Origin of the sequence: Comamonas sp. wu1-DMT, from assembly GCF_040187805.1 — a bacterium.
Lineage (GTDB): Bacteria > Pseudomonadota > Gammaproteobacteria > Burkholderiales > Burkholderiaceae_C > Comamonas > Comamonas thiooxydans.
Genome location: NZ_JBANEM010000009.1, coordinates 32,616 through 46,214 on the forward strand (window position 1 = coordinate 32,616; position 13,599 = coordinate 46,214).

General features: G+C 63.0%; 9 protein-coding genes. 6 read left to right on the forward strand and 3 right to left on the reverse strand.

Going from position 1 to position 13,599, the window contains the following annotated elements; genetic code table 11:
* Nucleotides 1–12: 12 nt before the first annotated feature.
* The gene (locus V8Z78_RS14040; RefSeq protein WP_003066805.1) at nucleotides 13–495 is read right to left on the reverse strand and encodes an Lrp/AsnC family transcriptional regulator; all 483 of its coding nucleotides are present in this window, start codon (nucleotides 493–495) and stop codon (nucleotides 13–15) included.
* Between the two features lie 198 nt (nucleotides 496–693).
* On the opposite strand from V8Z78_RS14040, the gene V8Z78_RS14045 reads away from it, so the two are divergent.
* The 5 genes from V8Z78_RS14045 to V8Z78_RS14065 all read left to right on the forward strand — a co-directional run bounded on the left by V8Z78_RS14045 (nucleotide 694) and on the right by V8Z78_RS14065 (nucleotide 10,381).
* Nucleotides 694–4,272 (forward strand): indolepyruvate ferredoxin oxidoreductase family protein, encoded by a 3,579-nt coding sequence (locus tag V8Z78_RS14045; RefSeq protein WP_280040601.1) that lies wholly within the window; start codon nucleotides 694–696, stop codon nucleotides 4,270–4,272.
* 365 nt (nucleotides 4,273–4,637) lie between these two features.
* Nucleotides 4,638–4,970, forward strand: a complete 333-nt coding sequence (gene yajC / locus V8Z78_RS14050) for a preprotein translocase subunit YajC (RefSeq protein ID WP_003066810.1) — start codon at nucleotides 4,638–4,640, stop codon at nucleotides 4,968–4,970.
* Nucleotides 4,971–5,058: 88 nt separating this feature from the next.
* Nucleotides 5,059–6,957, forward strand: a complete 1,899-nt coding sequence (gene secD, locus V8Z78_RS14055; RefSeq protein ID WP_034394473.1) for a protein translocase subunit SecD — start codon at nucleotides 5,059–5,061, stop codon at nucleotides 6,955–6,957.
* Between the two features lie 11 nt (nucleotides 6,958–6,968).
* A complete protein-coding gene (secF, locus tag V8Z78_RS14060) occupies nucleotides 6,969–7,925 on the forward strand; it encodes a protein translocase subunit SecF (RefSeq protein ID WP_003066813.1) in 957 nt (318 codons plus the stop codon).
* Nucleotides 7,926–7,981: 56 nt separating this feature from the next.
* Entirely contained in the window at nucleotides 7,982–10,381 is a 2,400-nt protein-coding gene (locus V8Z78_RS14065; RefSeq protein ID WP_280040600.1) for a DUF1631 domain-containing protein, read from the forward strand.
* 105 nt (nucleotides 10,382–10,486) lie between these two features.
* Here the strand turns inward: V8Z78_RS14065 and dprA are convergent, their stop codons facing one another.
* Nucleotides 10,487–11,680 carry a DNA-processing protein DprA gene (gene dprA, locus V8Z78_RS14070; protein ID WP_280040599.1) on the reverse strand — a complete coding sequence of 398 codons (1,194 nt, stop codon included), beginning with the start codon at nucleotides 11,678–11,680 and terminating at the stop codon, nucleotides 10,487–10,489.
* A gap of 13 nt (nucleotides 11,681–11,693) precedes the next feature.
* Complete coding sequence (locus tag V8Z78_RS14075; RefSeq protein WP_039050396.1) at nucleotides 11,694–12,881, reverse strand: LysM peptidoglycan-binding domain-containing protein; 1,188 nt, start codon at nucleotides 12,879–12,881, stop codon at nucleotides 11,694–11,696.
* Nucleotides 12,882–13,084: 203 nt separating this feature from the next.
* Here V8Z78_RS14075 and def point away from each other — a divergent pair, with 203 nt between their 5' ends.
* Nucleotides 13,085–13,597, forward strand: a complete 513-nt coding sequence (def, locus tag V8Z78_RS14080; RefSeq protein ID WP_003072256.1) for a peptide deformylase — start codon at nucleotides 13,085–13,087, stop codon at nucleotides 13,595–13,597.
* Nucleotides 13,598–13,599: the final 2 nt, after the last annotated feature.

Genomic DNA, 13,599 nt, shown 5'->3' on the forward strand with positions numbered 1-13,599 from the left:
TGCCGGCCGGGCTCAGACATGCGTCAGCGTGCTGGGCAGCGGCAGCGCGCTGCTGGACTTCACTTCGCCCAGCGAAAAAATCGTGTGCACGTCTTTGACGTTGGGCAGGCGCAGCAGCACATTGCGCACAAAACCGGAAAAGCTCTCCAGATCCCTGGCCACGACCTGCAGCTCGAAGGTGCCCGCGCCGCTGATGTAGTGGCAGGAGGTGACCTCGGGCAGCAGGCGAATGGCTTCCTCCATGCGCAGCGTGATGTCGGCCGTGTTCTGTGCGGCATCCACGCGCACAAAGGCCAGCACGCCCAGGCCCAGCTTGTGGCGGTCCAGCGTGGCGTGATAGCCGGTGATGTAGCCCGACTCCTCCAGCGCGCGCACGCGCCGCCAGCAGGGCGCGGCGGACAGGCCCACGCGCTGGGCCAGCTCGGCATTGGTGAGGCGGCCGTCCATTTGCAGCTCATTCAGGATGGCCCAGTCGAAGCGATCAAGTTGGTTCATGATTCGCAATTTACAGCAAGATTCTTTCAAAAACTAGGTTAATCCCGGCAATAAAAAGAAAGCTCTATTCGGGGCGTTTTCCTTAAACTTTGCTCAAACAACTTGCGTTCCGTGCCTCTGGCGCAGGAATGCCCAAAGCAATATGCTGCTCTGGTAGCCAAGAGCTGCCACGGGTGGTCACCCACATGGAGACAAGCCATGAATGCCCCTTTGCCCGATGAAGTCCGTCGCGCCCTGGAGTCTGTGACTCTGGACGACAAATATTCCCTGGCCCGCGGCCGCGCCTTTATGAGCGGCGTGCAGGCTCTGGTCCGGCTGCCCATGCTGCAGCGGCTGCGCGATGCGCAGGCCGGGCTCAATACCGCCGGCTTCATCAGCGGCTATCGCGGCTCGCCCCTGGGCACTTACGACCAGTCGCTGTGGGCCGCCAAAAAGCATATGGAAGCGAATCACATCGTCTTTCAGCCCGGCGTGAACGAAGAGCTGGGCGCCACGGCCGTCTGGGGCACGCAGCAGCTCGATCTCTATCCCGAGACCAAGAAGTTCGACGGCGTCTTCGGCATCTGGTATGGCAAGGGTCCGGGCGTGGACCGCTGCTCCGACGTGTTCAAGCACGCCAATATGGCGGGCACGGCCAAGCATGGCGGCGTGATTGCGATTGCGGGCGACGACCACATCAGCAAGTCCTCCACGGCCGCGCACCAGAGCGACCACATCTTCAAGGCCTGCGGCACGCCGGTGTTCTTCCCCAGCAATGTGCAGGACATCCTCGACATGGGCCTGCATGCCTTTGCCATGAGCCGTTTCTCGGGCCTGTGGTCGGGCATGAAGACGATCCAGGAGGTGGTGGAGTCCTCCTCCTCGGTCCTGGTAGACCCGGATCGCGTCAACATCATCCTGCCCGAAGACTTTCAGATGCCGGACGGCGGCCTGCATATCCGCTGGCCCGATCCGCCGCTGGAGCAGGAAGCGCGGCTGATGAACTACAAGTGGTATGCAGCCCTGGCCTATGTGCGCGCCAACAAGCTCAACCACAATGTGATCGAGGGTCCCAACGACCGCTTCGGCATCATCGCCAGCGGCAAGGCCTATAACGATACGCGCCAGGCCATGGCCGATCTGGGGCTGGACGAGGACACCTGCCGCGAGCTGGGCATCAGGCTGCACAAGGTCAACGTGGTCTGGCCGCTGGAGGCCACGATCACGCGCGATTTCGCGCGCGGCCTGCAGGAGATTCTGGTGGTGGAGGAAAAGCGCCAGGTCATCGAATACCAGATCAAGGAAGAGCTCTACAACTGGCGCGACGACGTGCGCCCCAATGTGGTGGGCAAGTTCAGCGACGAGCATGGCGGCGAATGGTCGCTGCCCAACCCCAGCACCGACTGGCTGCTGCGCCCCACGGCCGATCTGACCCCCGCCATCATTGCGCGCGCCATTGCCCAGCGCCTGAAGAAGCTGGGCGTGCCCGAGCATGTGCAAACGCGCATGCAGCAGCGTCTGGCCGTGCTCGACGCCCGCGAAGCGGCGATCAAGGCGGCCAAGGAGGTCTCGACCGGCGACCGCACGCCCTGGTTCTGCAGCGGCTGCCCGCACAACACCTCGACACGCGTGCCCGAAGGCTCGCGCGCCGTGGCCGGCATCGGCTGCCACTATATGACCACCTGGATGCCCGACCGCCGCACCAGCACCTTCACGCAGATGGGCGGCGAGGGCGTGACCTGGGTGGGGCAGGCGCCTTTCACCAAGGAAGCCCATGTCTTCGCCAACCTGGGCGACGGCACCTACTTCCACAGCGGGCTGCTGGCGATCCGCCAGAGCATTGCGGCCGGCACCAACATCACCTACAAGGTGCTCTACAACGACGCCGTGGCCATGACGGGCGGCCAGCGCGTGGGCGAGCGGCCCGAAGGCCATTCGGTGCTGCAGATCATGAACAGCCTGCTCTCCGAAGGCGTGGGCAAGCTGGTCATCGTCACCGATGAGCCCGAGAAATACGATGGCGTGAAGCTGGGCGAGGGCGTGACCGTGCACCATCGCGACGAGCTGGATGCGATTCAGCGCCAGTTCCGCGAGCTCAAGGGCTGCACGGCCATCATCTACGACCAGACCTGCGCCACCGAAAAGCGCCGCCGCCGCAAACGCGGCGTGCTGAGCACGCCCGACAAGACCGTGGTCATCAACGAGCTGGTCTGCGAGGGCTGTGGCGATTGCTCGGTGCAGTCCAACTGCCTCTCGGTCGAGCCCGTGGAGACCGAGTTCGGCCGCAAGCGCCGCATCAACCAGAACAGCTGCAACAAGGACTATTCCTGCGTCAAGGGCTTCTGCCCCAGCTTCGTCACCGTCGAGGGCGGTCAGCTCAAAAAGCCCAAGCAGGAGAAGAAGGGCAGCCTGGAGGCTCTTCCCATTATTCCCGAGCCCGTCCTGCCCGTGGCCGAGCAGGCCTGGGGCATCGTGGTGGCCGGCGTCGGCGGCACGGGCGTGATCACCATCGGTTCGCTGCTGGGCATGGCCGCACACCTGGAGGGCAAGGGCGTGGTCACGCAGGATGCGGCGGGTCTGGCGCAAAAAGGCGGCTCCACCTGGAGCCATATCCAGATCGCCAACCGCGCCGATGCCATCTACACCACCAAGGTGGACATGGCCAAGGCCGATCTGGTCATCGGCTGCGACCCCATCGTGGCGGCCACGCCCACCACCTTGTCCGTGATGCAGCCGGGGCGCACCTATGTGGCGCTCAACAGCCATGCCGCGCCCACAGCCACCTTTGTGGGCAACCCCGACTGGCAGTCGCCTGCCGCACGCTGCGCCACGGCGCTGGCCGAGGCCGTGGGACATGGCGCCCTGGGAAGCTTCGACGCAGAGAAGGCCTCCACGGCCTTGCTGGGCGACAGCATCTACGCCAACCCCATGATGCTGGGCTACGCCTGGCAAAAAGGCAGGGTGCCGCTCAGCCATGCCTCGCTGATGCGCGCCATGGAGCTCAACGGCGTGCAGGTGGCGCGCAACCAGGAGGCCTTTGAATGGGGCCGCCGCTGCGCCCACGATCTGGAGGCCGTGCGCGCTCTGTATCAGGCATCGCAGGTGATCCAGTTCGTCAAGAAGCCGTCGCTGGAGGAAATGCTGGACAAGCGTGTGGAGTTCCTCACGGCCTACCAGAACGCGGCCTATGCCCAGCAGTACCGCGACTTCGTGGCCAAGGTGCGCGCGGCGGAAGAGCCGCTGGCCCAGGGCACGCGCCTGTCCCAGGCCGTGGCGCGCTATCTGTTCAAGCTCATGGCGTACAAGGACGAGTATGAGGTGGCGCGTTTGCACACCGAGGCGGCGTTCACTCAGAAGATCAGCGAGATGTTCGAGGGCGACTACAAGCTCGTCCATCACCTGGCGCCCCCCGGTTTTGCCAAAAAGGACGAGCAGGGTCATCTGCTCAAAAAATCCTATGGCCCCTGGATGCGCAAGGCCATGGGCTGGCTGGCCGGCATGAAGGGGCTGCGCGGCACGGCGCTCGATCCCTTCGGTCGCACCGAGGAACGCCGCACCGAGCGCGCCCTGATCGTCGAATATCGCCAGTGCATCGAAACCCTGCTGACGGGTTTGACGGCCGACAAGCTGGCGCTGGCCGTGGAGATCGCCTCCATCCCCGAAGACATTCGAGGCTACGGCCATGTCAAAGAGCACCATCTGGCGGCTGCGCGCATCAAGTGGCAGTCCTTGATGACTCGCTGGAATGGCTCGGCTGCACCCGCTGCGCCAGCAGTCAAGCTGATGGCAGTGAACTAATTGCGCCGAGGCGCATCACAACAAGGCCGGGGCAACCCGGCCTTTGTATTCATGGTCAGAGGCGATGCTGGCAGTGGGCTATCTGAATTTGATAGCTGCCAGCGCCTGTATTGAGTGATATTCAAAGATAAAACAGTCACAAAACAATACAGGTAATGCGCTGATAGCTATGTTTTTTACAGGCATTGTTGATGTGGAAAGGGAGGTCCCCATCGCATCAGGGAATGCCTGTGCTGCGCGGCTGCCCATGCCAATCTTGGGTACAAGCCAGCCGAATACAATGTCCCGCTGACCTGGCGAGATCGCGCAAGTGCGCGCCTGCCGGGACCTATTCCTGACAAATTCACTCTTTCGGAGTCTTTTTCGTGTTCATTTCTTCTGCTTTCGCCCAGACCGCTCCTGCCGCCGCTGCTGAAGGCGGCTTCATGGGTTCGCTCACCGGCATGCTGCCTCTGGTGCTGATGTTCGTGGTGCTGTACTTCGTGATGATTCGTCCCCAGATGAAGCGCCAGAAGGAACACCGCTCCATGATCGACGCGCTGGCCAAGGGTGATGAAGTGGCTACCGCCGGCGGCATCATCGGCACCGTGACCCGCATGGCCGAGCAATTCATCTACATCGAAGTGGCTTCCGGCGTGGAAGTCCAGATCCAGCGCTCCGCTGTGGTGCAAGTGCTGCCCAAGGGCACGGCCAAGTAAGCCTGTCCGCTGTGGATTTTGAGGGGTACGGCGCTCGACCAGAGTGCGCGTACCCGTTGTGCGTTGCTGTAAAACAAAGAGCGCGATCATGAACCGATACCCGGTCTGGAAGTACGCGATCATCGTGATCGCGCTGCTGGTGGGGGTGCTCTACACCCTGCCCAATTTCTTTGGTGAAGCGCCTGCCGTGCAGGTGTCCTCGGCCAAGTCCACCGTCAAGGTGGACAACGCGGTGCTGCAAAAGGTGGAGTCCGCCTTGAGCGCGGCCAGCGTCAAAGCCACATCGATGTCGCTGGAAGGCACTTCGGTGCGCGCCCGCTTCGATACGCCCGATGAGCAGCTCAAGGCCAAGGACGTCATCCAGAAGGCGCTGATCTCCGACCCCACCGACCCCTCCTACATCGTGGCGCTGAACCTGGTGTCGCGCTCGCCCGACTGGCTGACGGCCATCGGCGCCAAGCCCATGTATCTGGGTCTGGACCTGCGTGGCGGCGTGCACTTCATGCTGCAGGTGGACATGGCGGCGGCCCTGACCAAGAAGGCCGAGAGCTATGCGGGCGATCTGCGCTCTTCGATGCGCGACAAGAATATCCGCCACGGCGGTGTCAGCCGCGACGGCAACAACGTCACCATTCGCGTGCGCGACGAAGCCACGCTGACGGCGGCGCGCAATCTGATCGCGGACCAGTTCCCCGATCTGGCGGCCACTTCCACGCCTGACGGCACGGGCTTCAAGCTGGTGGCCTCGATCAAGCCCGAAGCCCTGCGCAAGGTGCAGGAGCAGGCGCTCAAGCAGAACATCGTCACGCTGCACAACCGTATCAACGAACTCGGCGTGGCCGAGCCCGTGATCCAGCAGCAGGGCCTGGACCGCATCGTGGTGCAACTGCCCGGCGTGCAGGACACGGCCAAGGCCAAGGACATTCTGGGCCGCACCGCCACGCTGGAAGTGCGCATGGTGGACGAGTCCGCCGAAGCGCGTGCTGCCGAGATGGGCTCCGGCCCCGTGCCTTTCGGCTCCGAGAAGTATCTGGACCGCAACGGTCAGGGCATCATCGTGCAAAAGCAGGTGACGCTGACCGGCGAGAACCTGACGGATGCCCAGCCCGGTTTTGACAGCCAGACCCAGGAGCCTACCGTCAACCTGACGCTGGATGCCAAGGGCGCGCGCATCTTCAAGGACGTGACGCGCGAGAACGTGGGCAAGCGCATGGCCATCATCCTGTTCGAAAAGGGCAAGGGCGAGGTGGTCACGGCTCCCGTGATCCGTGGCGAAATCGGCGGCGGCCGCGTGCAGATCTCGGGTCGCATGACTACGGCGGAAGCCAACGACACTTCGCTGCTGCTGCGCGCCGGCTCCCTGGCCGCGCCCATGGAAATCATCGAGGAATACACCATCGGCCCGAGCCTGGGCGCCGACAACATCAACCGCGGTATTCACTCCGTGGTCTGGGGCATGGTGGCGATTGCGGCCTTTATGTGCATGTACTACATGCTGTTCGGCGTGTTCTCCACGATTGCTCTGTCGGTGAACGTGTTGCTGCTGCTGGCCATTCTGTCCATGCTGCAGGCCACGCTGACCCTGCCCGGCATTGCCGCCATGGCGCTGGCGCTGGGCGTGGCCATCGACTCGAACGTGCTGATCAACGAGCGTATTCGTGAAGAGCTGCGTGCCGGTGCTTCGCCTCAGGCGGCCATCCATGCAGGCTACGAAAACGCCTGGCACACCATTCTGGACTCCAACGTGACCACGCTGATCGCCGGTCTGGCCCTGCTGGCCTTTGGTTCGGGCGTGGTGCGCGGCTTTGCCGTGGTGCACTGCATAGGCATTCTGACCAGCATGTTCTCTGCAGTGTTCTTCTCTCGCGGGCTGGTCAACCTCTGGTATGGCGGCAAGAAGAAGCTCAAGAGCGTCTCCATCGGTCAGGTCTGGAAGCCTGAGGGTGAGGGTCACCGTTCCGTGGCCGGTCGCGGCAGCAACAACTAAGGAGGAAGATCATGGAGTTCTTCCGCATCAAAAAAGACATTCCGTTCATGAAGTACGCGTTGGTCTTCAACGCGATTTCCTTCATCACCTTTGCGCTGGCCGTCTTTTTCCTGTTCTCGCGCGGCCTGCATCTGTCCGTGGAGTTCACGGGCGGTACGGTCATGGAAGTGGCCTACACCCAGCCTGCCGATATCGGCAAGGTGCGTGAAACCGTTTCCAAGCTCGGCTATGCCGATGTGATCGTGCAGAATTTCGGTACATCCAAGGATGTGATGATTCGTCTGCCCGTGCAAAAGGGCGTGACGACTGCTCAGCAAAGTGAGCGGGTGATTACTGCACTGAAGGCCGAGGATGCCGAGGTCACGCTGCGTCGCACCGAGTTTGTCGGCCCGCAGGTGGGCGATGAACTGATGCACAACGGCCTGATGGCGCTGGGCATGGTGGTGCTGGGCATCATCATCTATCTGGCCTTTCGCTTCGAGTGGAAGTTCGGCGTGGCGGCCATCATTGCCAACTTGCACGACGTGATCATCATCCTGGGCTTCTTCGCCTTCTTCCAGTGGGAGTTCTCGCTCTCCGTGCTGGCAGGCGTGCTGGCCGTGCTGGGCTACTCGGTCAATGAGTCCGTGGTGATTTTCGACCGTATCCGCGAAGCCTTCCGCAAGTTCCGCAAGCTCAGCACCCACGAGGTGATCGACCACGCCATCACCTCGACCATGAGCCGGACCATCATCACCCACGCCTCGACCGAAGCCATGGTGCTGTCCATGTTCTTCTTCGGCGGCCCCAGCCTGCATTACTTTGCGCTGGCGCTGACGATCGGTATCTTGTTCGGTATCTATTCTTCGGTGTTCGTGGCGGCTGCCATTGCCATGTGGCTGGGCGTCAAGCGCGAAGATCTGGTCAAGGCTCCCGCCAAGTCCGGGTCGCAAGATCCCAATGATCCCAACGCGGGAGCCGTGGTCTGACGCTTTGACCATTGCGGCGGGTGCATAACTGCTTCTGCCGCCATTACACTTACGGAATGGCTCTCTCGCAGTCTTCCACCACCGCGCCTGCGGCCCCGCAACAGCTGGGCTGGCAGGCGCGCTTGCGTTGGGTCCATGGCATTTGTCAGGGCCTGCCCAAGGTCGCTCGGCAACTGGATGAATTCCTCTCCAACCAGAGCAGTGCCGTCTCCACGGCCAAGGAGATGCAGGAGTGGCGCGAGGCCTGGGTCGGCTTTCAGCAGAACAAGGACGCCTGGTTGCAGGCAGGTGCTCAGGCGCTGCAGCAGGCTGCGCGCAAGCCACCCTCTGGTGGAGCCGAGAGCAATGCTTCGGGCTCGGCTCCGCTGACCTTCGAGCTGCTCAGCGACGATGTCGTCGAAAACAGGATTCTGGCCTCCCGCATGGCCCTGGCCATGGGAGAGACGCTGCAGCCCGGCTTCGAGGCCATGCGCCTGCGCATTCAGGCACTGGAGGGCCATGAGCTGGCTTCCCGGGACATGTTCCGTGCCGAGACCATCTGCCTGCATCTGGTCGAGCAATGGCTGGGCTGCGGCATGGAGCGCAAGCATTTGCTGCGGGCTGTGGAGCCCCTGCAGAATGCGCTGGCACCGCTGATGGAGTCCGAATACAGCATCCTGCACAAGCTGCTGGATGCCAAGGGCGTCAGCAAGGCCCAGGATGCCCCGCTGCGCGTGCGACGTACCGAGGGTGGCCCGTCCACCGGTGCCATGCATCTGGGCGCCAGCAGTGGCTATGGCAATGCGTCCGATGCGGGTTGGACCAACTCTGCCATGCAGTACATGCCGGCCGGTATGGCTGCCGGTCTGGGCGTCGGGACTGGGATGGCTCCGGGCATTGCCCTGCCGCCAGGCGCCAGCGCCGGCCTGGGCATGCTGGCGCGGGCGCGCCATCGCGCGCTGGATGCCATGAATCAGCTGCGCCAGGTGCTGAGCCAGCCTGCGGTCGGCATTCCAGGACTGATGCCTGGCACGCCTGTCGTTCCCATGCCTCCGGCGTCTGCCGCTCTGGCGCAGGCGCTGCAGGAGCAGCAACAACTGATGGCGGCCGAGCTCCAGGCCCAGTATCCGTCTGCGGCCGGTTCGGCCATGGCCATGCCCGCCATGGACTACAGTCCGGCAGCGATCGGCCAGCTGGTCAATCTGGTGCGCGAGCGCTCGGCCGACTGGAAGCAAAAGGCCGAGACCAAGAGCGAGAAGGCGACCATCGAGGTGGTGGCGCTGATGTTCCAGAGCATTCTTTCGGAAGACCGGCTGCCGCCGTCCATTCGCGTCTGGTTCGCGCGCCTGCAGGTCCCGGTTTTGCGCGTGGCCCTGGCCGAGCCGCAGTTCTTCAGCGATCTCAATCACCCGGCGCGCAAGCTGATCGACCGCATGGGCTCCTGCGTCATGGGTTTTGACGCCAGCAGCATCAACGGCAATGCGCTGGAGACCGAGATCCGCCGCGTGGTTCAGGTGATAGAGCAGTACCCTGAAACCGGGCAGAAGGTCTTTGCGCTGGTGCTGCGCGAGTTCGAGGAGTTCCTCACCAGGCACTTTGCCCAGAATCGGTCCACGGCCAAGATCACCAGCGTGGCTCAGCAGGTGGAGCAGAAGGAGACGCTGGCCATCCAGTACACCATCGAGCTGCGCAATATGCTCACCGACATGCCGGTGCGCGAAGAGGTGCGAGACTTCCTCTTCAAGTCCTGGGCCGATGTGCTGGCCATGGCCACCGTGCGCTATGGCGCCAAGGATGCGCGGGCCATGCGCCTCAAGCAGGCGGCCAGCGAGCTGGTCTGGTCGGCCAGCGCCAAGCCCTTGCGTCAGGAGCGCGCGCGTGTCATCCAGGGCTTGCCGACCTTGCTGCAGACCTTGCGTGAAGGACTGGAGCTGGTGAGCGTGACCGGCGATGCACAGTCTGCCGCGATCAAGGTGTTGACCGATACGCTGGCCCAGGCCTTCATGTCCAAGACGGCAGCCATTCCGGCCGAGCGTATCGAGGCCATGGCCAAGCGCCTGGCGGAGCTGGAGAAATACATCAGCGAGGATGGCAAGCTCGACGATATGCCGCTGTCCAGCGAGAGCATAGAGCTGATGCTGGGCGTGGATGCGGGCGATCTGAACGTTATTCCCAACACGGACAGCCTGGTGGAGCCCGCCATGCTGGAGTGGGCCCAGTCGCTGGAAAGCGGTCGCTGGTTCACGCTGGACCACAACGGTGCCCGTGTGCAGGTGCAATATGTCTGGCATAGCCGTCGCAAGCATCTGCATTTGTTCGCCTCGCTGGATGGACACTGCTATCTGCTGCAGGCGCAACGCATGGCGACCTATCTGCAGGCCGGCTTGCTTGCGGTGCATGATGCCGAAGCCCTGACGGTGCGTGCCACGCGCGATGCACTGCAGAAAATTCAGGCGAATCCGGAAAGACTGGCCTAAGCCCCTGAGGTGCTTTGCATCTTTCCCCTTTCTCTACGCGCTGCACCAGGGAAGGGAGCAGCCCTTGCTGGGCGTCGCCTTGTCGGGATATGCCGGTTTGGGGCTTCAGCTTTGCGTAAGTCGCTGGTACAGGCCGCCAGGCAGGCGCGCGACCAGGCCGTCGAGCTCCAGTTCCATCAGCTGCGCCTGCAAATGGGCGGCATCCCAGCCCGTGCGATCGCTCAAGGACTCCAGTGTCATGGGGTCATGGCCCAGCGCCTGCAGCAACGGGTTATTCGGTGTCGATGCCTTGTTTTTGGCAGCTTCCTGCGCTGGTTCGGCTCTGGTCGACGCGAGTTTCAGTCCTTGAAGCTCTTCGAGCACGTTGTCAGCGGTTTCCACCAGCTTGGCGCCCTGGCGTATCAGCGCATGGCAGCCCTTGGCCTGCGGCGCGTGGATGGAGCCGGGGATGGCAAAGACTTCACGCCCCTGCTCGTTGGCCAGGCGGGCCGTGATCAGTGAGCCAGACTGCAGTGCGGCTTCCACGACCAGGGTGCCTTGCGACAGGCCCGAAATGATGCGGTTGCGCTGAGGGAAATGCCGAGGCAGGGGCTCGCTGCCCAGCGGGTATTCGCTGATGACCAGCCCATTGCGCGCAATTTGCTGTGCCAGCTTGGTGTGCGCACGCGGATAGACCTGATCGAGTCCGGTGCCGACGACGGCAATCGTGCGGGGGGTAGGGCCTGAGCGGGCCTGAAGTGCTCCCTCATGGGCAGCTGCATCGATGCCGCGTGCCAGACCTGAGACTATGCACAGCCCTTGCTCGGCCAGTGCCTGCGCCATGCTGCGCGCATTGATGACTCCCTGGACGGATGGATTGCGGCTGCCCACCATGGCCAGGGTGGCCGGGTAGGGAAACCAGGGCCCGGCAGATGCCAGCAGTACCGCTGGACCTTGGACAAACAGCAGCAGGGGCGGATCTTCGGTCTGCAGCAGGCAGTCCGGATACTGAGAGTTGCCCAGATGAATCACGGTGTGCAAGATACCCGGCGCGGGGGAGCTCAGCCAGCGGGCCAGTGCGCTGCAATGCTGCTCCCAGTCTGCCGGGAGCTCTGTCAGAGCCTTGATCTGCGCCTGAGTGGCGCATTCCGCCCATGTGGACAGCGGCAGCCGCCAGACCGCGTCTGCACTACCGGCGCTGGCCAGCAGGCGGCGTGCCGTGGTGCGTCCGAGACCCGGTGTCAGCAGCAGGCGCAGCCAGGCCAGAATTTCGGCATCGGGTGAGGCATGGAGCGCATCTTGTGAAGGGGGCGACACCATGCTCACGCTCCATTCAGGGCTGGGGCGACTGCAGGCCATCGCCCACATTCACGCCACGCTGGGCCGTGGTGATGAGCGCGTAGGAAACCCGGTCAAACACCTTGAAGACCATGGCATAGCCATTGGCCTCATCGGGCAGCTTCACCCGGTCACGGCTGGGGCTGGTCTTGTCCACGATGACATTGCCCTTGCTGACGAGTTCCAGCACTGCGCCGATGTCCATGCCGTCCTGGGCTCCCTTGTTGATGGCAATGACCTGATTCTGAGCTGCGTTATAGCCCACCGAGTCACCATAGATGGAGACCACGGCGGCATCTACCGCATGGCGCGGGGCATGGGGCACATAGCTCAGATACTGCTGCTCGGGCGAGGGCAGCAGGCGGTCACCTGCGCGGATTTCATTCTTGGAGCGGATGATGTCCACTGTTCCAGGGGTGGTCTGTACAGGCTGGCCTGGCGCGGATTCAAGCAATGTTTCACTACGCGCCACGGTGGCACTGCCCAGGTACTTGGCTTCGTAGCCAAGGATTTCCCCGGTGATGGGGTCCTTGAGCGGCGTGGCATCGCGGAAGATGCGATAGCTCGCGGGCCTGCCCTTGCCGGTGGTGACCAGCGCGCCACCGGAGTTGCGTACATAGGCGCGATCGCCATTGGCCATGAGCACGCGCTTGTCCTGGGTGGCGATGATGCGCGGGGCTTGTGTAAGTGCCTGGCTGTCCACCACCAGCGGCTCGGCCAGGAAGGGCTCGATCAGATGCGGCGGCAGCGTGGGCAGGGCCAGGTCGTTCAGTGACGATTCACGCGTTTGCGGCGACAGGCGCACTACCCCGGAATCGCCGTTGGGGGCCGTGGTCGATAGACGGGCATAACCGTTGCTGCGCACCAGATACAGCACCTGGCCGGGGTAGATCTGATGAGGGTTGGCGATGCTGGAGAGGTTCATGCCCCAGAGTTCGGGCCAGCGCCAGGGCTGGCGCAGATACATGCCCGAGATGCCCCAGAGCGTGTCGCCGCGCTTGACGGCGTACTGTGTGGGAGCGTTGGGCGCCAGTTCGTTCTCGGGGATGCCTTGCTGAGCGACTTGCTGTGCGGTGGAGCGCTGGGTGGCGGTCACAGGATAGCTTTGGGCGTGGACCGAAGTCAGGGCTGCAAGCAATGTGGCTCCAATGCTCAAGGCGCGTGCAGTGGCAAATGCGGTCATGAAGTTCCTTCTGGCGGGATTCGTTTGCTGCAGCGTCCCTCGCGTCGCCGCACTGTGGCCGATCTTGGCATAGCCAGCCAACAAGTCTTACAAATGTGTCGGAATTCTCGATGCAAGGCCTCGATAGATCAATGTTTATTGAGGACGTGACAAGCGTTTGGCGTCAAATGTTGGGACAATAACGACAGATTTACCGAGACACCATGGCCATTCTTCCCATCCTCTGCTACCCCGATCCCCGTCTTCACAAGGTCGCCAAGCCCGTGGCGCAGGTGGATGAGCGCATCCAGACTCTGGTGAAAGACATGCTCGAGACCATGTATGACGCCCAGGGCATCGGCTTGGCCGCGACACAGATCGATGTGCATGAGCGCGTTATCGTGATCGACGTGTCCGAGAAGCGCAACGAGCCCATGGCCTTGATCAACCCCGAGATTCTCTGGGCCAGCGAGGAAAAGCAGCTGGGTGAGGAAGGCTGCCTGTCCGTGCCCGGCATCTACGACGGCGTGGAGCGCTCCATTGCCGTCAAGGTCAAGGCCCTGGATGAAAACGGCAACAGCCGTGAGATCGACGCCGAAGGCATGCTGGCCATCTGCATCCAGCACGAGATGGATCACCTGCTGGGCAAGGTGTTTGTCGAATACCTCTCGCCGCTGAAGCGCAATCGCATCAAGACCAAGCTGGTCAAGGCCCAGAAGCAGGCCCTGAGGGCCTGATC

What these genes read in the sequence shown, in the direction of transcription:
- V8Z78_RS14040 (WP_003066805.1), bottom strand. Translation starts at nt 495, where the DNA reads ATGAACCAACTTGATCGCTTCGACTGGGCCATCCTGAATGAGCTGCAA.
- V8Z78_RS14075 (WP_039050396.1), bottom strand. Translation starts at nt 12,881, where the DNA reads ATGACCGCATTTGCCACTGCACGCGCCTTGAGCATTGGAGCCACATTG.
- dprA (WP_280040599.1), bottom strand. Translation starts at nt 11,680, where the DNA reads ATGGTGTCGCCCCCTTCACAAGATGCGCTCCATGCCTCACCCGATGCC.
- V8Z78_RS14065 (WP_280040600.1), top strand. Translation starts at nt 7,982, where the DNA reads ATGGCTCTCTCGCAGTCTTCCACCACCGCGCCTGCGGCCCCGCAACAG.
- def (WP_003072256.1), top strand. Translation starts at nt 13,085, where the DNA reads ATGGCCATTCTTCCCATCCTCTGCTACCCCGATCCCCGTCTTCACAAG.
- secD (WP_034394473.1), top strand. Translation starts at nt 5,059, where the DNA reads ATGAACCGATACCCGGTCTGGAAGTACGCGATCATCGTGATCGCGCTG.
- V8Z78_RS14045 (WP_280040601.1), top strand. Translation starts at nt 694, where the DNA reads ATGAATGCCCCTTTGCCCGATGAAGTCCGTCGCGCCCTGGAGTCTGTG.
- secF (WP_003066813.1), top strand. Translation starts at nt 6,969, where the DNA reads ATGGAGTTCTTCCGCATCAAAAAAGACATTCCGTTCATGAAGTACGCG.